This window comes from Ruminiclostridium sufflavum DSM 19573, assembly GCF_003208175.1.
In the GTDB taxonomy this organism is placed as follows: Bacteria; Bacillota; Clostridia; order Acetivibrionales; family DSM-1351; genus Ruminiclostridium; species Ruminiclostridium sufflavum.
The window spans coordinates 1-25,774 of sequence record NZ_QKMR01000002.1 but is presented as its reverse complement, the minus strand read 5'-3'; the positions used below and the strand labels follow the sequence as shown (position 1 = coordinate 25,774).

The window sequence follows — 25,774 nt, the reverse complement described above, 5'->3', positions numbered from 1 at the left end:
ATTCAAGCCCAAACTGCGTTTGAAATTAGCTTAAAAGCTTAATTAGCCTAAAAAGACAATATCGTCCTTGATATTTACCTCAAAGGCTTATAAACATAATTTACTTCGAGTTATCCTTATTTTTCTTCCCTATTTTCGGTTCTGTTCCATTAATCAACCGCTTAATATTGGCATGATGTCTGGATATTGCAAGTAATGCCACTATTAATGCAAAGACTGTAAATACTGTTCCATTCCCCTTTATATACGCCGCCGCTGGAAATACTGCACATGCTATTATAGAGCTTAACGAAACATATCTTGAAATAATAACAACAATCAGAAACAAGCCCAAAAGCATAATACCCAGCTGCCAATCCATCATCATTACAACAGAAAAAGATGTCAAAATACCCTTTCCACCTTTAAAGCCAAAATACAGCGGCCAATTATGGCCTGCAATTGCAGCAATTCCGCCAAACATTCCTCCCACACCGGCTGCTGCCGGCAAATGACTTCCCAAAATACTTACCATAGCTCCGGAATCTACAATTAAGTTCCCTATTATAAATGACAGTACTCCCTTTAATATATCACCAAGAACCACAAGAGCAGCCGCTGTCTTTCCAAGGTTTCTCAAGGTATTGGTCATTCCCGCATTTCCGCTTCCATGCTTGCGAATATCCACTCCATAGCATTTGCCCACAATTATCGAGGTATTTAAACTGCCTAAAAGATATCCCGTAATCAAAACTAATGTTATTCTAATTATTAAAAGCCCCATTTCAACCTCCGCAAATCATAAAGTGTCTTTAAATAAGCTTACTCCTTCTCACGCTGCCTGTGAATAAAACGCAGAGGAGTACCTTCAAAGCCGAAGTTCTTTCTTAGCTGATTTTCAAGATACCTTTCATATGAATAATGAAACAGCTTTGTTTCGTTAACAAATATAACGAATGACGGAGGCTTTATACCAACCTGAGTCATATAGTATATCTTTAATTTTTTTCCTTTGTCGGATGGAGGCTGAACCATAGCAACGGCTTCATTTACTATGTCATTAAGCATCCCTGTGGATATTCTGAATGAAGATTGATTTGCCACATATTTTATAAGCTCATAAATCTTGTTTACTCTTTGTCCTGTTTTAGCAGAAATAAACAATACCGGAGCATACGTCATAAAACCTAGGCTCTCATTGACTTGTCTCCTGTATTCCTCCAAAGTTCCCGTTTCCTTTACAACTAAATCCCATTTATTAATTACAATAATTGATGCCTTTCCCTGATCATGCGCATAACCTGCGATTTTAGTGTCCTGCTCTGTAACTCCATCCTCCGCATCAATCAATATCAAACATACATCTGCACGTTCAATAGCAGTCCATGACCTTATAGCACTGTATTTTTCAATATTTTCATTAATCTTGCTTCTTTTTCTGATGCCGGCAGTATCTATAAATGTATACTTCTGCCCTTCAATCTCAACATGAGTATCAATTGCATCCCTCGTCGTCCCCGGAATATTGCTGACTATAACACGTTCTTCTCCAAGTATTGCATTAATAAGCGAAGATTTCCCCGCATTCGGCTTGCCTACAACAGCAACCTTAATAACATCTTCATCTTCGTCATTGCCCGCATCTTCCGGAAAATGCTCAAAAACAGCATCCAGCAAGTCGCCCATACCCAAACCGTGTACTGAAGATATAACAATCATTTCACCTATAGCCAAATTGTAAAATTCATATACTTCCGGCGGTGGGTCTCCAACCTTATCCACCTTATTTACCGTAAGAATAACCGGCTTCTGAGATTTGCGCAGCATTGTTGCAACTTCCTTGTCTGTCGCTGTCATTCCTTCTTTTGCGTCAACCATAAAAATAATAACATCGGCAGTCTCAATGGCAATCTCCGCCTGACGCTTCATCTGCTGCATTATTATGTCCTCAGAATACGGCTCTATTCCACCTGTATCTATCAATGTAAACTTCTTGCTTCTCCATTCAATTTCCGTATATATTCTATCTCTTGTAACACCGGGAGTATCCTCTACAATAGAAATTCTGCTGCCGGCTAAATAATTAAAAAATGTTGATTTTCCAACATTAGGCCTTCCTACCACTGCCACAATAGGCTTACTCAAAATTTACACCTCCGAATTTTGTAAAAAACAAATACCTCTGCTTATAATAATTACTGCCACAAGTCCTTGTATTTCAGCTGTTCAACAATATCCTTGCCTGTCGGCAGCCAGCAGACATTAACATGAGGCCTGAAAATTTATTTTCTATATCAATACATTTATTTCTATGTCCTTAAATATCTTGATTATTTCATCTACCAATTGTAATATATTTTAATAAACAAGTCTACCTGCAGCAACACTTCTCTTTCTTTTTCATAACTAATAATTGTAATTTTGTTTGTTTTTATTACCGCACATTTTATACACCATAATATAAAAAGCTGTCCGAACATAGTCCTATGGGTTAAGCCTATTAGCTTACCAATATTATCATCAACAATTGAGCAAAAAATACAAGGCGGTTTTACCCGCTTGCGAAACTAAGCCTTTGCAATTCAATTTTTTAATCAACAAATCAAAAAGCAGCAAGAATAATTCCTGCTGCTTTAATGACAATATTATTATTTAGCTTCTACTTTAACAACCTGTTTGCCATCATAATAACCACATTCACCACATACCCTGTGAGGCAGCTTATAAGTATGACACTGCGGGCAGCTTACTAAGGTTGGAGACGCCAGTTTCCACTGGGATCTTCTTTTACCTGTCCTAGCTTTGGAAAATCTATTCCTTGGGTTTGCCATCAATAACACCTCCCTACATAATGCAACCATCTAAGTAGAAACCTATTTGAAAAAGTCCTTAAGAATTTCCATTCTTGAATCTACTATTTTGCTTTCATCACAATTACAATTTTTAAAATTTAAATTAGCACCGCAATGCTTACATAAACCCTTACAGTCATCACTGCAAATAATTTTTGTAGGCATAGCAAGTAATATGTTGTCAATAAGTGGCTTTTCAATGTCAACAACATTACCTTCATATATATATGCATCGGCCTCATCAGAATCAATAACCTCAACAAAGACCTCCTTCACCTCTATATCCATCACTGTTTCAATGCGTTCAAGACATCTGAGGCAATCTGCAACAAATTCAAAATGAAGTTCACCACTCAGCTTTAACAGTCCGCCTAAATTGACTATACGGCCTGTAAACTTAAAAGAAGGCTTAAAATCTACTGAATTATCAAACTCCCGCAATCCAGACAAATCACCATAATAATTGACATCTATGCCTGCACCTTCAGTTTTAACAATATCAGATACGTTTACTCTCATCAGTAACCTCTTAAAAACCGACAATTGATATTATACTAACTAATACAGCATTTGTCAATAATTCAATTTCGGATAATTTTATATTAATTAATCTAACCTATTTTACAAACCCCAGCCTGTATTCAAAAACTGCTTAAAAGCCTAATCCGCCTAAAAGAAGATATCACTCCCGATATTCTACCGTTGTAAAGGCTTGAACCATAATTGACCTTAGTAAAAATCCAAGTTGTCATAAATTATTTCAATAATCTTAATGCTTCTCTTGCTATGGCAAGCTCTTCATTTGTGGGAATAACAAGTGTGCTTACTTTTGCATCGGCAGCACTGATATTTACTTCCTTACCGCTTACACAGTTCTTATCCTCATCAATTTTAATCCCGAAGAAATCCATATCGTCAACAATACGTTTTCTGATATCATAGTCATTCTCTCCGACACCGGCAGTAAATACAATTGCATCCACACCATTCATTGCGCTTATATATGCGCCAATGAACTTTTTACAATCATAGCAGAAAATATCAAGCGCAAGCTTTGCTCTTTTATTATTTTCTCTGGCAGCTGCCTGTATATCCCTGAAATCACTGCTTATTCCGGATACGCCCAAAACTCCGGACTTCTTATTTAAAAGAGTGCTTACACCTTTAATATCAAGCTTTTCCTTATCCATTAAAAAAGTTACAACCTCAGGGTCAATATTACCGCATCTCGTTCCCATTGCCAAACCGGGAAGCGGAGTAAAGCCCATTGAAGTGTCAACAGACTTGCCTTTGTTAACAGCACAAATACTTGAACCATTTCCAAGGTGGCAGGTAATTATTTTCAATTCACTAAGAGGCTTTCCTAACATTTCTGCTGCTCTCTCTGCAACAAATTTGTGGGAGGTTCCGTGAAAACCATATTTTCTTATGCCGTACTTCTCATATAATTCATAAGGCAAAGCATACAGATATGCATATTCCGGCATTGCACTGTGGAAGGTAGTATCAAAAACAGCTACCATAGGAACCTCGGGCATTATTGCCTGACAGGCCTCTATACCGATAATATTTGGCGGATTGTGAAGCGGTGCTATATCAATGCACTCTCTTACAGCCTCCATAACCTTTTCATCAATTATTGCAGAGCTGTTGAATTTCTCACCGCCGTGAACAATTCTATGTCCTACTGCTGATATTTCAGACATATTCTTAATTACACCTATACTCTCATCGGTAAGAGCACTGATAACTGCCTCAATGGCATCCTTATGATTTTTCAATATTTTATTAAGTACAACAGCCTTTTCAGAACCTCTTGTTTGCTTAATAAATGAGTTATCAATACCTATTCTGTCGCATAGACCCTTTGCAAGAACTGATTCATTTGCCATATCAATAAGCTGATATTTTAATGAAGAACTGCCTGCATTAATAACTAAAATTTTCATTTATAAAACATCTCCTCTATATATTATATTTCTCTGTCTTTATTTATTTGACACTAATAAATCAATATCATCTGAAAACGCCTCTGCTCGCCATGCACATTTTCAGCCCTCTCCGCCTCGTTTTCCGTAAGCCTAAATATTCTGAGCCTGAACACATGTTATGGCAACAACACCAACTATATCCTCAGCGCTGCATCCTCTGGAGAGATCATTAACAGGCTTTGCTACGCCCTGAATTATAGGCCCGTAGGCTTCTGCCTTAGCAAGTCTTTGAGTAAGCTTGTATGAAATATTGCCACAATTGAGATCAGGAAAAATAAGTACATTTGCTTTTCCTGCTATATCACTTCCCGGTGCTTTTGACTTTCCTATTTCAGGAACAATAGCAGCATCAGCCTGAAGCTCCCCATCCAGCTTGAGAGCAGGCGCTTTTTCCTTTGCAAGCTTTGTAGCCTGAATTACCTTCTCGGTCAATTCGCTCTTTGCACTGCCGTATGTTGAATATGAAAGCATTGCAACAACCGGTTCAGCCTGCACGAGAGTATTAAAGGATTTTGCGGAGGTAATGGCAATTTCAGACAGCTCATCTGCATTCGGATTTTCAACAAGTCCGCTGTCTCCGTATACAAAAACACCATTTTCACCGTACTCACAGTCCGGAACAACCATAACAAAAAATGCAGAAACCAGCTTTGCCCCGGGAGCTGTTTTTAATATCTGAAGAGCGGGTCTTAATGTGTTTGCAGTGGAATTTACAGCTCCGGCGACCATTCCGTCTGCATCACCGACCTTAACCATCATGATTCCGAAATATAACGGATTTTCCAACAATATAGACCTTGCCTGTTCAACAGTCATGCCCTTGGCTTTTCTTAACTCATACAAGGTATTTACATACTCATCCATTTTTTCAAAGCTGGTCTGATCGACAATTTTTGCCTTTGATATATCAAGTTCTCCGCCAAGCTTTTTTATTTCTGCCTCTTTGCCAACCAGAATGACATTTGCTATACCTTGCTCCTGAATCATCGCAGCAGCTTTCAGGGTTCTGATATCATTACTTTCAGGAAGCACAATGGTTTTAATATCCTTCTTTGCCCTGTCTACAATTTGTTCTAAGAATTTCATAATTATAAAGTCCCCTTTCTTTATTTAAGGCAATATCAATAAATTAAATTATAAAAGTTTATATATTGCTTTAAGACATAATTTTATTATTAGATACATTTATGTATTTTATTATTATCACCTGATCATATAACCTGTAATCAAGTAAATTCCACCTTTTATTATATACAAATTGTTCATTGTATACAATACAAAATTACAATTTATAAAATTGATTCTTTTCAGCTCTTTTAAATTCTATCAGCGCCAAGCCTGTTTATCTTTAGTTTAAAGCATTTTCTCCTGTCTAATTTATTCCAAAGAAATATTTATTAAAATTTATTTTTTCTGTTGAAATACATCGAATTTAGTATTATAATGTAAAAAGTTTAATATGAAAGGAGCGCAATTTAGTTGAAATTCTATACTATACCTAAATGGACTAAATACATAGCGCAAGATAGTAACGGCAACTGGTGGGCATATGATGCAAAACCGAAATATGATTTAAGGCTTGATTGGTCAGCAAGCGGACAGCGTCAGCAAATATATCCTGTAGTTGCTTCGACACTATCACAATATAAAGGTATATATCAATATCTAGATGCATAAAATTATTTTATTTTAAAAAATAATCAGATGCAAATTACTTAATATTATTTTAGATGTAAACTATATTACGTCAATCGGCTGAAAGCTGCGACTCCAAATTGCGTTGAAAGCCAGCTAAAAAGCAATATCTGCTGTGGAAAAGCGATAATTTAATAGCGAAAAGCTTTTAAGCTGGGGGCTTTATCCGATAGTAATTGACTTTGGTAATTTAAATTGGAAAGTTAGATTCCATATTTGATTATTCAATAATATTCACATGTGAATTTAATTTTTCAATAATTATTTTTTATTATTTATTTCAGCCTAATCAAATTAAAACCCATAAAAATAACTTTTCAACAATTGTAGCTGTCTACCTGTATTTTTTATTTTCACAGAATGCAGGCCCAAATTATAATTCACAAACCTGACAAATTGTTATAAACTATACTGGTACGGCAAACAATACTTTTCTGCACCACACTGCAGCAAACAATTGAAAGGATACGGTAAACTACTTATGAAAAAAAGGCTTCTTTTATATGCCACTTCATTTTTTTGCGGAATGTCTGTCATGGCAGTTGAACTCAGCATTTCAAGACTTCTGGCGCCTTATTTCGGTACATCTCAGATAATATGGACGGTAATTATAGGGCTGATAATGATTTCACTCAGTATCGGAAATGTTATTGGAGGTATTTCTGCCGATAAGCATAACAGTATGAACAGATTATACACAATTATTTGGGCGGCTGCCATATGGATTGCAGTAATACCATTTATAGGCAAGTACATTATTGTTGGTGTTATGGGTGTATTGGCCCTGTTCTTTCCTTCAAATTTGCTTATTTCAGGTTCTGCCCTATCCTGCTTGATTTTATTTTCAATACCCATGATAGGTTTAGGTATGGTTTCACCCTATCTGGTCAAGCTTGGTGTTAATGATATCGAAAATACCGGTAAAACTGCTGGAAAAATATATGCAATGAACACAATAGGCAGTATAATAGGTACATTTTTACCCACCTTTGTAACCATTCCATATATTGGTACACATAAAACCTTTTTGATTTTTTCACTGGTATTAAACTTTATTTGCCTTACTTACTTTGTATTTGTCAAATCCAAAATAATCAGGGCTTCAGGCACTACAATCATTGTCTTTGCCATACTTTTGCTGCCTGTATCAAACTCATATGCATTTTGGACAGAATGCGTGGTTGAAGACGAATCCTTATACAACTATTTACAGGTAACTGAAGACAAGGACTCTGTATATCTTTCAACAAATGTGGCTTTTGGTGTTCAGTCAATATATAAAAAGGATAACAAATTATCGGGGCTTTACTATGATTATGCACTGATGGCACCTCAATTTATAAGAAACTTTGATTCGGAGAATAAGCTTGATCTGTTGATTTTAGGAAACGGCACAGGCACATATGCAAAGCAGTCAAAAATGTATTACCCCAATATAAATACCGATGCTGTTGAAATTGATTCTAAAATAGTTGATTTATCCAAAAAATATTTCAGCTTGAGGGAGGATGAAGCAAATATCTACGAAACCGACGGAAGAACTTTTCTGTCTGATAAAAAATGCGGATTATATGATGTAATTATGATAGATGCTTATCATGATATTACCGTCCCCTTTCATATGGCCACAAAAGAATTTTTCACAGAAGTATCTCAGCACCTTAAGCCTGAAGGGGTTATAATATTGAATATTAACATGAAATCCACGGGTGACAATCCTATAAACCAATACCTCTCTCAGACGGTAAAAAGTGTAATGGAGAAGGTATATACCTGCAATCTGAATAACAGTACCAATGTTCTGCTTTTTGCTTCAAATGACAACAATATGCAAAGCAGCTTCGAACAGAATATTAAAAAGCTTGCCTCAGACAACCCATTATCCGAGGTATCGAAGTATGTTCAGGCAAATATAAAGGAGGTTACGGAAGCCAAACTGATTTTTACTGATGATTTAGCTCCTGTTGATGTATTGGGACAAAGCCTTCTGAATGAGATTGTCAAGGATGAATTAAAGAATTTTAAGGATATGGTGGATTTTGAGCATAAGGGCTTTGACGGAATTTTTGAATTATTAAATTGAAAAGCAAATTTTAACCTATTACAGCCTTGACAGGAAATCAAATAAAATAATATAATATAAAAAATATACTGCATATCATAATATTACAAACTATCTTTATCGGCAATGACGATAATAAGTACATCCTTAAGTTCATAAGTCAAAGATGACTGAAGTCAGATAATGACTAAAGTCAAAAGACTCGGACATAAACGGACATTACCGTTTTGTCTGTCAGAGAGCCGGCGGTGGTGAGAAGCCGGCATGGGCACTGATGGAAACAGGTATCTGAGCTTTAGGCTGAAGAAACGGATTGAATCTGGAGCAGGGTTTATTCACTGTTATGTATAATCCGAAGTAAGCCTGACGGGTGCTCCCGTTACAGAGAGACTAAGAGGGCTTTGCCAAGCACGGTGGTACCGCGGAAGATTAACCTTTCGTCCTGCATATGGACGGAAGGTTTTTTATTTTTATTACTTTTAAAGTATGGAAGGAGATTGAATAATGTCAAATACCAGAACCAGATATGCACCCAGTCCTACAGGATACATGCATATCGGAAATTTAAGGACTGCATTGTATGAATACTTAATTGCAAAGAAGGATAACGGTAAATTTATTTTAAGAATAGAAGATACTGACCAGGAACGCTACGTTGAAGGTGCTGTTGATGTTATTTATAAAACCTTGAGGCTTGCAGGAATTGTTCACGATGAAGGTCCTGATGTGGGCGGAGGTTACGGCCCTTATATTCAGAGCGAAAGAAGAGGCATGTATCTGGAATATGCTAAAAAGCTGGTTGATCAGGACAGTGCATACTACTGCTTCTGTACAAAAGAAAGATTAGCCTGCTTAAAGGATGAACAGGATGCGGCAGGTCATGGGCACCGATATGACCGCCATTGCTTAAAGCTTTCAAAAGAAGAAATTGCCCGGAAGCTGGCTGATAATGAACCTTATGTTATCAGGCAAAAAATGCCTGATACAGGCTCCACAAGCTTCGAGGATGCCGTTTACGGAACTATAACAGTTGAAAACAGTGAGCTTGATGATCAGATTCTGATTAAAACCGACGGATTGCCTACCTATAATTTTGCAAATGTTATTGACGACCATCAAATGGCTATAACTCATGTGGTAAGAGGTAATGAATATCTCTCTTCCACTCCTAAATATAACCTATTATATCAAGCCTTTGGATGGGATATACCAACATATGTGCATGTCCCCTTAATTCTTAAGGCCTCAGGTCAAAAGCTCAGCAAAAGAGCCGGTGATCCGTCATTTGAGGACTTGGTTTCAATGGGGTATCTTGTAGAAGCAATAGTAAACTATGTTGTTCTGCTCGGCTGGAGTCCCTGTACAAATCAGGAAATATTCTCTCTCAGAGAGCTGGAGGAAGCTTTTGATATATCCGGCATAAGCAAGGCACCTGCTATTTTTGATATAAACAAGCTAACCTGGATGAATGGCGAATACATCAGAAATATGCCCGTTGAGGAGTTTGACAAGCTGGCTGAGCCTTATTATGAAAAAACATTTGCAGATAAAAATGTTGATACCCTAAAAATAAGCAAATTACTGCAGATAAGAACAGAGATTTTAACAGCAATTCCTGAAAGCATTGATTTTATTAATGAGCTTCCTGATTATGATGTTAACATGTATGTTCATAAAAAGAGTAAAACTACCTTGGAGAATTCACTGGAAAGCCTGATATCTGCATATCCTGTTTTAGAAGCAATTAACCAATGGAATGAAGAAACAATTCACGCCGCGTTATTTGCCCATATTGAAGCATTAGGCATAAAAAACAGTCTGCTACTCTGGCCTGTAAGAACAGCGATATCCGGAAAAGCCGTAACACCCGGCGGTGCCATAGAAATAGCTGATATTTTAGGAAAAGACGAAACCCTCAGGCGAATTAAAATAGGTACAGAAAAGCTCAAAACCGCTACGAATAGGAGTGTATGAATATGGCAGACGAAATAAAAAATGCTATAAAGGACAATGAAGAATTTACACCGTCAAATTTTATATATGATTTCATTGATGAGGACTTAGCAGCAGGCAAGGTTCCAAATAATGTCATATATACAAGATTTCCGCCGGAGCCCAATGGATATCTCCATATCGGTCATGCGAAAGCCATTTGCATTGATTTTGGGACTGCACTAAAATATGGAGGAAAGTGTAATCTTCGTTTTGATGATACAAATCCAAGCAAGGAAGATGTTGAATATGTTGAGTCAATACAGGAGGATGTTAAGTGGCTTGGATTTAATTGGGACAACATATTTTATGCATCCGATTACTTTGAAACCATGTACGAATGTGCTGTCAAGCTTATAAAAAAAGGTCTGGCCTTTGTATGTGATTTAACTGCGGAGGAAATGAGGGAATACAGAGGGACCTTGACTTCCTCGGGAAAAAACAGTCCTTACAGAAACAGAACCGTTGAAGAAAACCTTAACATTTTTGAAAAAATGAAAAGCGGTGAATTTGCAGACGGTTCAAAAGTATTACGGGCTAAAATAGATATGTCTTCTCCTAATATAAATATGAGAGACCCTGTTATATATAGAATTGCCAGAGCAAATCACCATAGGACAGCCGATAAATGGTGTATTTATCCTATGTATGACTACGCCCATCCAATAGAGGATGTTGTTGAGGGCATCACCCATTCATTATGTTCATTGGAATTTGAGGATCACAGGCCTTTATACGACTGGGTAAAAGAAAATATCGACTTGCCTGCCAAGCCGAGACAAATCGAATTCGCCCGTTTAAACCTTGCATACACTCAGATGAGTAAGCGCAAGCTTTTACAGCTGGTTAAGGAGAATTATGTCAGCGGCTGGGATGACCCTAGAATGCCAACTATTTCTGGTCTAAGGAGACGCGGATACACTCCGTCATCTATAAGAACCTTCTGTGAAAAAATAGGTGTGGCAAAAAACACCAGCATGGTTGATTATGCCCTGCTTGAACATTGTATAAGGGAAGATTTAAATGCAAATGCATCAAGGGTCATGGCTGTATTAAACCCGCTTAAGGTTGTTATTGACAATTATCCCGAGGGTCAGGTCGAATGGTTTGATATTGAAAACAATCCCGAGAATCCGGATATGGGAACCAGAAAAATTCCTTTTTCAAAGGAAATATATATTGAACAGGAGGATTTTATGGAAGATCCCCCAAAGAAATTTTTCCGTTTATCCCCCGGTACCGAAGTTCGCTTGAAGAACACCTATTTTATAAAATGTGAAAGAGTAATAAAGGATGAGGCAACCGGCAGAATAATTGAGCTAAGGTGTACCTATGATCCGGACTCAAAGGGCGGAAACTCTCCTGACGGAAGAAAGGTTAAAGGAACCTTGCATTGGGTTTCTGCAGCACATGCCGTAAAAGCGGAAATTCGCGTATACGACCACTTATTTACAAAAACTGATCCCGAGGATGTTGAAGAAGGAAAAGACTTCAGATCCAATATTAACCCTGATTCCTTGCAAATCCTTGAAAACTGCATGGTGGAACCAGACCTGGTCAGCGCAAAACCGGGAAACCGATTCCAGTTTTTAAGAATGGGTTATTATTGTGCAGATACGGAATCAAGTAAAGATAAGCTTATATTTAACCGTACAGTAAGCCTGAAGGATACTTGGGCAAAGGTTGCTGTAAAAGCTAATCTCTGATACCGGATATTTATTTTAAATTTAAATGTAAAGGACTTGATTTGATGAAATATATTGTGATTTTAGGAGACGGTATGGCAGATTATCCTGTACCGGAGCTTGACAATAAGACTCCCCTTCAATACGCCAAAAAGCCAAATATAGATATGCTGGCAAAAAAAGGTACTGTTGGTATGGTAAAGACTATTCCTGAAGGAATAGCACCCGGAAGTGATGCCGCAAATCTTTCCGTTATGGGTTACAATCCAGAGGTTTATTATACCGGACGTTCTCCGCTGGAAGCTGTAAGTATGGGCATCAAATTATCGGCTGCTGATGTGGCTCTCAGATGTAATCTGGTTTACCTGTCTGAAGAGGAAGAGGAATACTCAGATAAAACAATGATAGATTACAGCTCTGATGAGATTTCCACTGATGAGGCAAGAATACTGATAGCTGCGGTAAATAAAGTACTAAAGAAGGAGGATATCACTTTTCATGCCGGAATAAGCTATAGACATTGTATGGTTTGGAATAACGGCAAGACAGGTCTTGGCTGTACTCCTCCTCATGATATCCTTGAGAAAAAAATAACCGGTTACTTGCCAAAAGAAGAATCCGGTCTATTGCTAAGTATGATGAAAAAGAGCTATGATATCTTAAAAAATCATCCTGTAAATCTGTCCAGAAAAGAACGGGGACTCAGGCCGGCAAATTCCATCTGGCTGTGGGGTGAAGGCAAAAAGCCTGCTTTATCCTCCTTCCCGGAGAAATACGGCAAAACAGGTGCAATGATATCTGCCGTGGACCTTTTAAAGGGCATCGGCATATGTGCGGGACTTGAATCTATCAATGTTGAAGGGGCCACAGGCAATGTGGACACCAATTTTATCGGTAAGGCAAATGCCGCCATTGACGCTATAAACAAAGGCAAGGACTTTGTTTACGTGCATGTTGAGGCACCGGATGAGAGCGGACACAGATATGAGATAGATAATAAGGTTAAATCTATAGAGCTGATAGATTCTCAAGTGGTTGGTCCTATTTGGGAGGCAATGAAAAAATATGATGATTATAAGATACTGGTGCTTCCGGATCACCCCACTCCGTTAAGCCTGAGAACACACACGTCAGAACCTGTTCCGTTCATAATATATGACAGTGCAAAGGAAATTGCTTCTCCTGCTTCTTCCTATGATGAATTTGAAGCTAAAAAAACAAATATATTTGTAGATAACGGTTATAAATTAATGGATCTGTTTATAAAGGGAGCTCTGGATTAATAATGGAGTTGAGGAGCTTTTATATTTGTCTGTAAGCTTTGCCGCAGCCGTTTTTTCCTCTTGCTTGTGACCGGAAAATCAACGGCTGCGGTTTTATTTTTTGAAGGCATAATACCATTCAATTGGATTTGAGTCAATTACTGCCGTCTGAAGGCTCTTGACTGCAATTGACTTTGGCAAGCCTACTGGCTTTGAACATAAATCAGGTCATCTGCTGCCTTGCCTTTAACATAAAAAATTAATCGTGATTCATTTCTTATATCCCATGTATCCAGCCATTTCTCATTTCCGTAAGTTTTATCATATTTTTTGGTTATCAGGTCAAAACTGACAAAGGTTTTGCTGTCGGTTTCCAATGGAATAATCCATTCAAAGGTGTACGTATCTCCTTCAGCCTTTGATAATAAAACAGTGTCTGTGTACTTTTTCCCTTTTTTTATATAGTTTATATTAAAGCCGGCATAATCAGGATTACCAGAAATTTCTATTTTGCCTTTAATCTTATAGCCCGCCTTAATATATGTTCTTTCATATCCTACCAAGCTATAATAGTTTATAGGCATTTTTATCGTACCGATATCTGTATTTGAACGTCTTATATATCTATCGTTGATTCCGTCGTGATTATCGTCTATGCCGTTATTCAAGTCAAAATAATAAGCCCTCCAGCCTGCATCCAGCATCATTGTGATAAAAAAGCCTCCGGCTTTGATTTTTTCAACAGTATAAGGGCCGAATCTGTCGTAATTTTCATTATTTCTATTTCCCGCATAATCTTCAGCCACTACATACAAATACCATATCCCTTCTTTAGCTTGGGAGGCTGTAAAGCTCTCTTCATATACTCCTTCCCTTTGAATGCTTATTGCCTGCACAAAGTCACTGCTTTGAGGCTCCAACGCATTTTTTGACCATATATAAGTAATTGCTTTCAGTCCTCTGTTATATGCCTTGTTCAAAGCTGAATCAAAGCCTGTGACTAAAACCACTGCTCCTTCTTCCCCTCCGAAGGCTCCCTTAGCCTGACTGACTGTAACAGCTGGATTAATATTATCTATTACGTTTATTGTTTTGCTGCAGGGCTTAGATACCTTTCCATAGCTGTCAGTCACAGATAGTGTTATTATAAATTGTCCAAAGCCTAAGCCTGTGAATTTCTTATAATAACTGCCATCTGCCGTATCAGTTCTGTCAAAGGTCAAAACTTGAGTCAGCCCTGAACTTGTTTTTTTAATTATCCAGTTTGACTTTATTTCCGCCTCATAGTTTGGGCTGTAAGACTGGTCTGATATTTTCAGTTCCTTCTGCATAGGCAGTGGATTCGGAGCGGCAAGAAATACTGCCTCTGGAATTGACAGGCACCCGTCTGTGCTTACAACCTTAGGCTTGCTCCACCCTCCCTCTCCGTTTATTCCGTCACTGTCCTGTACCATGTACCAAATAAGTACTCTCGTTCCCGCTAAAAATGTTCTTTCTTCGGGCACTTTCCCATTATGCCATTCTGTATCTCCGTCTGCACTTATTTCAGCCCAGCGCCACATATTATTGATTATTCCCTTATTGAATTTATCAGTATGGTCAGGGTCATATGAAAGCTGTTCATCTGCCAGCTTCTTAATTTTGAATACTCCGGCAGCATTTTCTATCTTATAGGTAAACTCCGCTCTGGGCAACCTATGTGCATAAATTATTTTAGCAGCCGGAATCGAGGTCTTCCTGTACTTGTCAAAAAGTGTGTCCGGAAGCATCCTGACTAACGTAATATTGTCAGCAAATAAATAAGCTTTATTTGCAATAGGACTGCTGTATACAGCTTCATCAGACGAAGTATTCCCCGTTCCATTATCTGTAATATTTTGGAATTCAGGCTCTATGCCTAATACTGTATGATATTTTACAATATGCACCCTTAGCTTAGTTGTCCCATATCCTGTTGTAAAAAATACGGAACTTGGTTTGAGCCCGTCGTATTCAGTATTGTCTATATAGCTTGTTATTTTATCTGCACTTACTAATTCAACTCCATTTTCAGCTTTGTATATATTTTCGCTATCAGTAATTTTATCAGAGCTATGGCTTTTTATTATGTTATAATTGTTGTCTATCTCATATATAACAAAATTACCCGAGCATTTCAGTGTGTACAATAATCCGCTTAATTTGTAGCTTGTATTTGGAGACGCAGCAATATCAATGTAAAAGCATGCAGAATCACTCTGAAAATCTCCTGTTGTTTCATTCTGACTCTGTATCTGCGAGGATATTTCAAAGGAGCCCTTTCCTGATAAAATATACGGCTGAATAGTTCTTCTTGCTAAAGAGGTTGTACCCGGATTTTCCGCCCAGACAGCCCAGCCCTCCAAACCACCGGATATGTCTGCAGCTTCAGCATTACCGTTTATTAATAAATTTTCAGTATCCGCTGTCTGCTTTGGCATGTCCTTTGCAAGCATTGATATTACATATGTTCCCGGCTTGCTGAAGCTTTCTGCGGGAGCTGAAAGCTCAATACCGCTGAAAATCATTTTTTCAGTTTGATTGGTAATGGCATTTCCTGCAATATTCCTGTTATCATGCGAAAACTTGAATATTATATCAGCAGAGTCATTTTCATTGTCGGATACCTTTGGGTTATAATCCAATATGTCTCCATTTTCCAAACAATTTTCAACAATTGTCATTTTGCTTGCCCTTGCTGTATCCGCTCCAACACAAGTCAATTTTATAAAGCATATGTTCAGGGGAATCTCAAATCTGTTATTTGTTGCAACCTTTATAGGAACCGAAGCCTCCAGATTAAAATCATAGAAATATACATTTACATAATCTATCTTCGAATTATTTTCTTTTATTATATAGCTGCCTCCGTTGTCTACCTCTATATATTCTTTAGTTCTTAAGGCAGATTGTTCGGCAATCTGAGAGCCCTTATTATCTATTCCTCCAGCTTCAAAAGCCAAAGGCATTTCATTCTCCGACACAACTATATAGCTGCCGTCTTCCAGCTTTTCAGCATTAGCCTGTCTGCCTGAGGATATTATATATTCTGCCAATTCATTAACCGCTGAATATAACTCCTCATTATTAATAAACAGTCCTTTGTTATCATTATCTCTCAGTAAAATACGTGCATCTTCTTTTGTTGAGTTATTGCCTATTTTTATCAGGCTTATATTTTTATCAAATAAATATAAAAGCGATGCTGCTTTTCCTTCACCGTATTTGTTTTCAGAATACTTTCTGTTGCTGAAGTCTACATAATATTTTTCCGCATTCTGTCTCCATGTAAGTACCGACGCATTTTCACATATGAATGCTTTTCTTTTTATATTTTCACTGTATACAGATAAATTTTGCAGCCATTGCAATTGATTTTTTCCATCCTGCATTAATGAATATGAGAAGTAGCCTCCATAATTCGAGGATATGGTAAAATATCCCGAAACTAAAATATCAAAGCACTTAGCATCATCACTGAACAGGAGCTCAAGATTATTTCCGGCTGAATTATCGGAATCATCAGGATTATTCTTCGCTCTGCCTATTTTAGACCATGTAATTTTTTTCTCAGAAATCAGGTTTTGCTTTTCATAGTCCGAATAAAATTTTACGCATAAATACCTGTCATTGGCGCAATTAATATTATCATTCCATGCCTCATTATCAAGAATATAGCTGCTTACAGTTAATTTGCCGGGTTCAACGGTATAAGCTACTGTCCCTTTTATACCTCCGCTTATTCTGCTATAGTCAGCTCCAAAGGGTCCTATTTTATTCCGGGGATAATAAAGCTTTCCTGTATCAAAATTTACTGTTTCCAGATTGGATTTGACTGAATTGATGTTTTTGTCATAAGCATCAATAACATTTACCTTATAATCGATTCCCTCTGCCGCAAACCTCGTTTTAAGCCTTTCGTTCAATTTACTGTTTAAAGCTGCTGTACTGTATCCTGTTGTACCGTCATTAGCTATATTTATGTCTATCACTCTTCTTTTGCTTATTTCCAGTGATGCTAACGGCGGAAGATTTTCTCCTTCTGCATCAATATATGCGTATACAGAGGTATGCGGTATGAAAAGAAGCAAAAGCAGCAGTATATTTATTAATATCGGTCCAGCTATTTTTATTTTATAACGTTGATTTTTATAAATATTCTTTGAAATTTTCAGCTTGTATCTAATTTTTATCACCACCCCGTTATAACCGAGCTTCGTATATCTGAAGGCAACAATAGCTCTTTTATTGTATCTTCGAAAGGTATGACTTCCTCTGCAATCAAATCAATTCTGTATAATCCCACATCATACCACCAAAGCTCCGCAGTTTCAGAATTATCGTCTTTAACTAACAGACGTGACCCTTCTTCCGGCAGAAACGGCTCGGACAAAGCACCTGTATACCTGTATTTTGTAATATCATCGGTAAAAATATCCTTCCCCATGCTGTCCGTATTGTTACTGCTGTTATACCTGTAGCTCCAGATTCTTTTGCCGATTGTATCCCCATCTGGAGAATATGATTTATCTGATATTGCGGTTATGCCAAATTTGCGTTTTGTGCCGTCTATTGGATTTTCATTTTCACGCAGATTTATATTTGGTGCTTCAAGAACCACTACAGGAGGTTTATCCTCTGTTACAGCTATTGTTCCTGTAATGGTATCGTTTGCAGGATAAGTATTTGTTAAGGATAGTTTTACCTTATAGATGCCGGAGTCCCTTGCCTGAAAGAAAAAATCAGATTGACCGTTTAAAAATCGCTGGTCTGTATTCTGTAGCAGCTTTATTACTGTTCCATCTCTAAGTTTCACTCCAAAGTCCCATGTTGCACCTGTACCGATATCCGGTTCTATATACCACTCAGTCTTGTCCCATCTCATAGGATAAAAATTCGGAGTATTACTCAGCTTTGCACTTATGACTATTTTCCTGTTTTCTTTTAGCTTGCCTGATATGTTGATATTTGCAGCCGGAGTGGGAGGTGTGACCTCTATTTCGTGTACTGTGCTGCCCTTTAATCCGTTACTGTCAGCTACAGTCAATTTTATTGAGTATGTACCGGGATTTTCAAAGCATACAGTGCCGCTTGCCTGTTTTAGTCCTGTCGACCAGTCATATGCGGTGATTACCGCACCTGCCTGCTTACAATACGAACGTGTTGCCGATACGGTAAATTCATTGCCTGCCTGAACTTTTTGCGGTGCATCGATTAATGCTACGGGACCTTTCACTTCTTCATACCAGAAATACAGATATGCATTTTGATCTGTATCTGAGAGTATTACAGATTGAGTTAAAACACCTGGCTGCATGTATAGTAAAGGCGGTATTAAAGAAGCTTTGCCTCCATATGTTAAATAGGAGCCTTTCGCACAATAGCTGTTTATTTCCGGACCGGAGATTATTTTAGATGTACCGTATGAAATGTTTGATATAGTACTGTCGGATATAATTTTATTGGTATTATAATCGAGACATTTTATATGGATATTCCCTTTGTCAGGCTCAGGTGCCACAACATGAACCGTATGTATTTCAGATACTGCAATTACCGAGTCAGCATCTTCCGCAAGTGCTGTATTTCTGCCTTTTATTTGAAAGGTATAATCCTTTGCCTGATTGAGTATCACAGTAACTTCATATGTCATTTCCTTGTTTAAGTCATCTTTTGGATTAACCTGTTCAGTACCGTAAATTTTACCGTCTACAAAGCCTCCTATATGGTGGCAGCCTGTACCATAGCCTCTGAAGGTTACAGCGGTTCCCAGTGGAACCGTTGAATTATTTTCCGGAAGCTCCAAAGCAACTTTGGGAAGCGGTATAGGTTCAGCCGCAAGTGTCAAGCTCAGCTCATAGTAATCACTTTTTGTATTTGTCTTGAATGTTTCCGAAAATTCGGTAAAGTTTCCACACCTATTTCCATTAACGTCTATGTACTCAATATCCTTCCACGTGTCCGCAAATACATTCGGAGGCGAATTTGCACCGTTTGAATATGTTCCCATCGGAGCAGGCTTTCCCTCGGTATACTTATATTTCAGTATTTTAGCGTTGGCATGTACAACACAGCCCTCCTTTATAATTTTGTCATAGACTGCTTTATTATCCACAAGATCGCGAATGGATTTACCTCCCTCAATCCCGGTAAATTCCCTTGTCCAGCCTGTGGTCAAAGGGAATGTATAGGTTCTGGTGCCACCTCCAGTATTTATACCTGATAATGGCACATAAACCGAAACAGGAGCTGAGGAAACCTCCTGATTAGTAAAGGTAAAATTCCAGCCTATGCAGAAGGCTTGAAGCGGAGAATTGGAAGGAATTGAATCAACGGTCATTGACAGGGCTTGGTGTTCTTTGGGAGAGGCGCCGTCAGTTTTAATTCTTAATATTCCACTTGGATCACTAGCTGAATATACTGTCTCAACAGTATAAAAAAGCACTATAATGCAAATTAATATATATATTGTTTTTTTCATATAGTTTCTCCATTAATCTGATATCCTAATTTCAGATATTCCTTGCAGTCGTTGAACCTTAAGTCCATCTTTTTCAGGATAGAAATCAATTTCAAAATCCTGTTCATACCATATTTCAAATTGAGATGCTTTAGCTGTAGAACCAACTAATTCAGCTTTAAGTATATTAGCATTTGTTGGTTTTGAATATTTATATTTAATTGTACCTCTAAGTATAGGATTTCCCCAGTCAGCAAATAAAATCAAGCCAATACTCGTAGTAAACCCACCTTCGGAAATTATTGAATTCTCTTTAACATAATCTATCTTTTTAATAAGATAATTATTTAATGTATTATAGTCTAAAATAGACTTTAAAGTAGATTCATATATCTCCAAATTTTTATAATTTGCATTTGCAACAAGGTCAGCATACTTACTCCCCACCCGTACCATCTCGTTTGCAAATTCTTCTTCCGTCATTCCATATTTAGCTCCCCAGTTTTTCAAATATTCTGTTTCTGTCCATAAATATTTATTACTCTCATAGACAGAACCCTTGTACAAGCCCTGTGTGTTATTTAAAAGCTCAGGCGGAATATTTTTCACACTTTCTTTCCATGCTGCATATCTTTCTGCTTCTTTCCTTGCTTCATCTGCCTGACGCTCTTGTTGTTCAATTTCGGCTTTTTTTACTGCTTTGTAGCTTTCGGTATCAGCCTTGTAGTCCACAAGATTAGAAATTACAGCTGCTGCTTCTGAGCGCTTTATGTTATTTGAAGGATAGAAATACCTTTTACCGTTAACAATAACACCCTGCATCAGGAATTCTTTATAAGCTCTGTTCGAAAAGCCATTATCTGCTTTGACATCTGTATATGGGGACATCCTTTCTGTATCTTCCTCAAGATTAATTGATCTGCACAGCATTTCCACTGCTTCCTGTCTTGTAACAGCCTTGTCGGGAGAGAAAGCATTTCCCCGGTCGATTATATCTGCTGTTACAGCTGCCGAAATCCAATTGCCAGCCCAGTGATTATCAGTGTCTGAATATGTATACCCTTCCTCCTGTACCAGCTTGTTTGCTTTACATATAAATATTACAAACTCCGCTCTTGTAACAGGGTTGTCCGGCCCATATTTATTGTTTCCTATTCCGGAGGTAATGCTCATGCTCATTAGCTTGTTCACATATACATAATACCAGGAACTGCTCTTAACATCTGAAAAACTCTGTGTTGCCGCTAAATCTGCAGTATTTATAGCTGTAAATGTTAAAAACAAAAAAACAAATATCAATCTTTTAGTAATTTTCACTTTTATGTCCTCCCGAATTTTAAACTGATCTTATTTATATTTTTTGCAATTTATTTTGTAAACTTATAGGACTTTAATGCCGCAGGCTTTCTAAAAATCCCAAGGCATAGGCAGGATAGGGGACTTTTCTTGTTCTGTACCCTCATATGTAATATTCACCGTTTTCATTGTGCCATTCCACTCAACTTTTGCTCCCATACTCTCAAAAATAAATCTAAGCGGTACAAATGCTCTTCCGTTAAAAATTTCCGGTGTTCCTTCCAATTCTTTTTCCGAGCCATTGACAAGAGCTCCGGGTTGTCCTATTTTTAAATAAATTGTTATACTTTTTACCGCATGTGTAATAACTAATGCTTTTGTATTGCCTACCCATTCTACAGCGATATCTGGCTCTTCCTTCAGAGCAGCAGCCGGTATTAATATCCTTCCGTCTACATTTATGGGACTTTCGGAATAGCTCAGCCTTTTTCCGTTAATGCTTACAATAATATTTTGAGTTGCGGAGGACGACGAAGACATACAGGTATATAAAACAGCAAAGCCCAGTATCATGCAAAATAAACTTTTTAACATGCAGACATGTACTCCTTTGGTTTTTATTAAATTTAGCACTAATTGAAAGGTTGAAAATAATTGACAATACAAATTAAAATATATTGCCTTAGTTAAGAAATATTAAATATATGCCGGCACTGTACCCAAATAGAAATAAATGTACAGAACAGACATAAAATGGCTGACCTTTTAATACTGAAACTTATTATACCACCTATTTTTGTAAATTAAAAGTACTTTTTATAATTTTTCCATTTTTTCTGACGTATGCTCTATAACACATCGGCACGAACATTAACGGTCAGACTTTTTCTGTACAAAATTCTTTGTCTTTTGTGCTTCACTGATATTAACAACAATTTTTCTTCGCAGATTCACATTTGTAACATAATTTATCCTCATTAGCTTAGTTAAGGATTTCTCACACAAGATATTATACCGTACGAAGGCTTGAACCATAACTTACTCTGGTATTTCCGGAGCTACGTTTAATATCACTGCTTACAGGCTTACGTTTTAAACCAGGAAGGTTTAAATAATAATTTATGCCTATATCTCCCTCCAGTTATTAAAATTATATTCAATAACAATTAATCCGTTAGTTAATTCATTATCTGAAGTATTCCCCATTGTTTCTATATTGTCATTGCAGTCGTATACTACAATTCGGTTAACCATTAAATCTATAATATTCTTGTTAATTCCCTGAACTTTTATTTTATTTATAAAATTATCAATAACGTGTACCTTATCAATTTGCTTGTTTTCCTCTTCCTTCAGCCCTTCCAGTTCCTGGCTCAGTGAGCTGATTCGAGACTCTATGATCTGATTCATTCTTACAAACAGCTGTTCGGATATTCTATCCTCAAGCCTGTCACTATATAGTACATCCTGCTGTTTTTGTTTTACAATGATTTGCTGCTCATTTTTCTGTATTCTTTCTCTTATTTGCTGTTCCCGCTCCTCATTATCTTCATTTCTAAAATATATACTGTCTATAAGTGCTCTGTTTGCCAGCATTTCAAGCAATTCCTTTGTAATGACATCAATTATAGCCTGTTCCGATACATAATGGCTCGAGCAGGCATTGCATCCGTTTTTTGCATATGAGCTGCAAATGTATCCTGCAGGCCGATCCTTTCGTGCCCTTACATACATTGCCTTGCCGCATTTCCCGCAAAATATGAGGTTACTCAGAAAATGTGTCGTGCTTCTGTTGTAGCCTTGACTTGAGCGCTTCTTTGCCCTTATTTTTTGTACCTCTTCAAAGTCAGCATTATTAACTATGGGCTCATGGGTATTTGTTGTTATTATCCACTTTTCAAATGGCAGTCTCCTTGTCTTTTTATTCTTAAAGCTTATTTTTTCACTGACACCTTGTACTGTATCTCCGATATATACGCGATTACATAGAATTCGCTGCACAGATACCTGATTCCAAGGAGTTATGGGAATATCCGAGTTTTTTGATGAGGGTGACGGATATCCTTTTTGGTTAAGAATATTTGCTATTGCCGCATAGCCATGGCCCTTTTTATAAAGGCTGAAAATTTCTTTAACTACCGGAGCTGTTCTTGTATCAACCACAAGCTTGTTTTTTTCATTTATGGATTTAATATAACCATATGGAGCATTGCCTATATATTCTCCCTGCTCTATCTTAAATCTGAGATTGGCTCTTATCTTTTTAGAAATGTCACGTATGTACCGTTCAAGGTATATCAAGCAATGGACATTATATTTAACAGATAAAAAATCCGAAGGTAACTTTGCATATTGCTTATGAAAAGCCCAAAATTTAAAATTAAATATATGATTTTTATTAGAATTAATTTAAACAAAAAATTAGCAAGCCCGAAAAATATACAGCATCGCATAATGTTCCTGTGATATTACCCATGAATTAAAGCAGAAAATATTTCTTCTTATCATTATTTAACTTTTTATATATAAGCTCCTGAATATCTTTTGCATTTTCAAAAAAATCCTTGCTATTTAGTAAAGCCTTTGTGACAGTACGCCGGCTTTCTATGCTCGAAAATGCACTATGTTTGTACAAACTTTGTTTTCGAGCTTTCCAAGCTATCAGTAATATATCATGCTTTTTAAAAATTTGAAATAGCTTTTAAGGTTATTTTTTATTTTTATGTCAATAAAAAAGGCAGGAGTTAATAGAGTAAAACTATCTCGCAGCCCACTCTTAATTAAATGCAGTCTAAGCATTCCCATCTATTTTTTGCCTATTGCTTTAGTTCTCTGCTCCTCCGGTAATTTATCGTTATCTATGTATTCATATTTAAACCCTGTAATACGAGTAAGTACATCTGCTATGTTATTGAGCCTCTTTAATCTCTCTTCAGGTGTAATATCAGGTTTAATAATCACTTTTTCAGGCATGCGTATCCCCCCTGCTATAAGTTTATTTGGTACGGCATGTCCTATATGATTTACACCTTGTTTTTATTTTTTTATCTTGCTAGATATTGTCTCCTTTACAGGATAATTTATTATTATCATTTATTTAATTATTACAATATAAATAACATAATTATTTTTCATTAATAACCATTGGGGAGTGATATTTTGGTTAATGAAAGTCCGGAAGAAATATACTCATCTCTTAAAAATGTATGGCCAGAAAATAATAACTGGTATGACTATACACATAGGTGTATTATAGACTTTGTTATGGAGTCTCTGACAAAAAGATTAAATAAAGATTCTATTTATCTCAACGCAGGATCTGGAGGAAGTGCATATAATCTGTTAGGAACATGCCATCATGTTGATATCGTAGAAAATTTGATAAAGAAATTTCCAAGGCACGCTGTTGCTTCAATAGAAAATTTGCCTTATCCCGATTCAAGTTTTGATGCATTAATTTGCGTAGGCAGTGTAATCAATTACTGTGATGTAGTAAAAAGTATAGGAGAACTGTCAAGAGTATTAAAGCCGGAAGGGGTTCTTATCCTTAAATATGAACGGAGCAATACAGGTGAGCTATGGTTTAATAAAGATTATGGCAAGGGAGCTTCTTTGCAGCAATATCAGTATCTTGGACATACCCATACCTTATGGCTATATTCCGAACAAATTGTGGATCAACTATTAAAGGAAAATTCTCTTATTACATTAAAACGCAAGCGTTTTCATTGCATGAGTGCTCTAGTTAACCGTATATTTAATAATGAGAAACTTTCTGGTCGTTTTGGATGTATTGATATTTTATTTCAGCCAATATCTTATTCAATTGCCCATAACATAATTTTACTTTCCCAAAAGTCAACAATTAATATCGGCTGAAGCCGATATTTTATCGTACTAAGGCTTGAACCGTAATTTGCTTTAGTCATATTTTTGATTTTGAAATTTTGTTAAAAACTAATGTGAATAACCCTGCACTAACTGCCGTAATTGCAGCAAAGATACCTGCAAATTTTTCTGGTTGAATCTGCATTTTACCTAAAATTATGTATATGACAAGGGCAATTCCAAAGGCACAAATAGTTATTGCCAGAATTCCTAACAGTAAAATTGGACTTTGTTTTATATTAGGACTTGATACAAAGCCAGCAGTGCTATCGTTAAAATGACAATCTGGTGCCTTATAATATGCACAAACAGATGCCTTATTAGAAAGATGGATATCTCCCTCAATTTTATCTGCCTGTTTTTTTATCAAGCTGTACTCAGATTCTAAGTGCTTACGATACTCTTCACTCCGCTCAGGATCTGATACTTCATACCATGGATAATAATGTTCAAAATAAATATCATATACAATCGAAAGATATGTTTGTTTCTTTATTGAAACGTAAGCGCTCAATAAAAGAGCGCATTACACATTAACCATTCATTTGAGATAATACTTCCAAAGAACCTTTAGACTTTTTCAAGTTTTTCGTC

Annotated in this window: 19 protein-coding genes; 6 read left to right on the top strand and 13 right to left on the bottom strand. The window is 36.9% G+C overall.

Translation table 11 applies throughout. The features are described 5' to 3' along the window. Nucleotides 1-100: 100 nt before the first annotated feature. The 6 genes from plsY to pta form a co-directional block, all read right to left on the bottom strand. Entirely contained in the window at nucleotides 101-763 is a 663-nt protein-coding gene (gene plsY, locus LY28_RS01520) for a glycerol-3-phosphate 1-O-acyltransferase PlsY (RefSeq protein WP_110460411.1), read from the bottom strand. Nucleotides 764-801: 38 nt separating this feature from the next. Next, nucleotides 802-2,124: a ribosome biogenesis GTPase Der gene (gene der, locus LY28_RS01515; RefSeq protein ID WP_110460410.1), complete on the bottom strand. Its 1,323-nt coding sequence runs from the start codon at nucleotides 2,122-2,124 to the stop codon at nucleotides 802-804. A 503-nt stretch (nucleotides 2,125-2,627) separates the two neighbouring features. After that, on the bottom strand, nucleotides 2,628-2,810 hold the full coding sequence (gene rpmF / locus LY28_RS01510; protein WP_110460409.1) for a 50S ribosomal protein L32: 183 nt from the start codon (nucleotides 2,808-2,810) through the stop codon (nucleotides 2,628-2,630). Nucleotides 2,811-2,852: 42 nt separating this feature from the next. Continuing rightward, complete coding sequence (locus LY28_RS01505) at nucleotides 2,853-3,350, bottom strand: YceD family protein (RefSeq protein ID WP_110460408.1); 498 nt, start codon at nucleotides 3,348-3,350, stop codon at nucleotides 2,853-2,855. 236 nt (nucleotides 3,351-3,586) lie between these two features. Continuing rightward, the gene (locus LY28_RS01500) at nucleotides 3,587-4,780 is read right to left on the bottom strand and encodes an acetate/propionate family kinase (protein WP_110460407.1); all 1,194 of its coding nucleotides are present in this window, start codon (nucleotides 4,778-4,780) and stop codon (nucleotides 3,587-3,589) included. Between the two features lie 132 nt (nucleotides 4,781-4,912). Then, nucleotides 4,913-5,908, bottom strand: a complete 996-nt coding sequence (pta, locus tag LY28_RS01495) for a phosphate acetyltransferase (protein ID WP_110460406.1) — start codon at nucleotides 5,906-5,908, stop codon at nucleotides 4,913-4,915. A 393-nt stretch (nucleotides 5,909-6,301) separates the two neighbouring features. Here pta and LY28_RS01490 point away from each other — a divergent pair, with 393 nt between their 5' ends. The 5 genes from LY28_RS01490 (at nucleotide 6,302) to LY28_RS01470 (ending at nucleotide 13,539) form a co-directional block, all read left to right on the top strand. Further along, nucleotides 6,302-6,499, top strand: a complete 198-nt coding sequence (locus LY28_RS01490) for a hypothetical protein (RefSeq protein ID WP_110460405.1) — start codon at nucleotides 6,302-6,304, stop codon at nucleotides 6,497-6,499. 499 nt (nucleotides 6,500-6,998) lie between these two features. Then, nucleotides 6,999-8,600 (top strand): spermidine synthase, encoded by a 1,602-nt coding sequence (locus LY28_RS01485; RefSeq protein ID WP_110460404.1) that lies wholly within the window; start codon nucleotides 6,999-7,001, stop codon nucleotides 8,598-8,600. A gap of 480 nt (nucleotides 8,601-9,080) precedes the next feature. After that, entirely contained in the window at nucleotides 9,081-10,553 is a 1,473-nt protein-coding gene (gene gltX / locus LY28_RS01480) for a glutamate--tRNA ligase (protein WP_207658048.1), read from the top strand. Between the two features lie 2 nt (nucleotides 10,554-10,555). Next, nucleotides 10,556-12,277, top strand: a complete 1,722-nt coding sequence (locus tag LY28_RS01475) for a glutamine--tRNA ligase/YqeY domain fusion protein (protein ID WP_110460402.1) — start codon at nucleotides 10,556-10,558, stop codon at nucleotides 12,275-12,277. 44 nt (nucleotides 12,278-12,321) lie between these two features. Next, nucleotides 12,322-13,539, top strand: a complete 1,218-nt coding sequence (locus LY28_RS01470; RefSeq protein WP_110460401.1) for a cofactor-independent phosphoglycerate mutase — start codon at nucleotides 12,322-12,324, stop codon at nucleotides 13,537-13,539. A gap of 182 nt (nucleotides 13,540-13,721) precedes the next feature. Here the strand turns inward: LY28_RS01470 and LY28_RS19330 are convergent, their stop codons facing one another. The 6 genes from LY28_RS19330 to LY28_RS19000 all read right to left on the bottom strand — a co-directional run bounded on the left by LY28_RS19330 (nucleotide 13,722) and on the right by LY28_RS19000 (nucleotide 24,265). Beyond that, nucleotides 13,722-17,732 carry a hypothetical protein gene (locus tag LY28_RS19330; protein ID WP_207658043.1) on the bottom strand — a complete coding sequence of 1,337 codons (4,011 nt, stop codon included), beginning with the start codon at nucleotides 17,730-17,732 and terminating at the stop codon, nucleotides 13,722-13,724. After that, nucleotides 17,729-20,017, bottom strand: a complete 2,289-nt coding sequence (locus LY28_RS01460; protein ID WP_110460400.1) for a PKD domain-containing protein — start codon at nucleotides 20,015-20,017, stop codon at nucleotides 17,729-17,731. The genes LY28_RS19330 and LY28_RS01460 overlap by 4 nt, the downstream gene beginning before the upstream one ends. Nucleotides 20,018-20,029: 12 nt before the next feature. Then, nucleotides 20,030-21,313, bottom strand: coding sequence for an S-layer homology domain-containing protein (locus LY28_RS01455; protein ID WP_110460399.1), 1,284 nt, complete (start codon nucleotides 21,311-21,313; stop codon nucleotides 20,030-20,032). 90 nt (nucleotides 21,314-21,403) lie between these two features. Beyond that, complete coding sequence (locus LY28_RS01450) at nucleotides 21,404-21,886, bottom strand: copper amine oxidase N-terminal domain-containing protein (RefSeq protein ID WP_110460398.1); 483 nt, start codon at nucleotides 21,884-21,886, stop codon at nucleotides 21,404-21,406. A 531-nt stretch (nucleotides 21,887-22,417) separates the two neighbouring features. After that, nucleotides 22,418-23,593 (bottom strand): recombinase family protein, encoded by a 1,176-nt coding sequence (locus LY28_RS01445; protein WP_242981113.1) that lies wholly within the window; start codon nucleotides 23,591-23,593, stop codon nucleotides 22,418-22,420. 504 nt (nucleotides 23,594-24,097) lie between these two features. After that, the gene (locus LY28_RS19000; protein ID WP_165835463.1) at nucleotides 24,098-24,265 is read right to left on the bottom strand and encodes a hypothetical protein; all 168 of its coding nucleotides are present in this window, start codon (nucleotides 24,263-24,265) and stop codon (nucleotides 24,098-24,100) included. A 186-nt stretch (nucleotides 24,266-24,451) separates the two neighbouring features. Here LY28_RS19000 and LY28_RS01440 point away from each other — a divergent pair, with 186 nt between their 5' ends. After that, a complete protein-coding gene (locus LY28_RS01440) occupies nucleotides 24,452-25,171 on the top strand; it encodes a class I SAM-dependent methyltransferase (protein WP_110460396.1) in 720 nt (239 codons plus the stop codon). A gap of 46 nt (nucleotides 25,172-25,217) precedes the next feature. On the opposite strand, the gene LY28_RS01435 is transcribed toward LY28_RS01440, so the two are convergent. Continuing rightward, nucleotides 25,218-25,550: a hypothetical protein gene (locus LY28_RS01435; RefSeq protein WP_133250169.1), complete on the bottom strand. Its 333-nt coding sequence runs from the start codon at nucleotides 25,548-25,550 to the stop codon at nucleotides 25,218-25,220. Nucleotides 25,551-25,774: the final 224 nt, after the last annotated feature.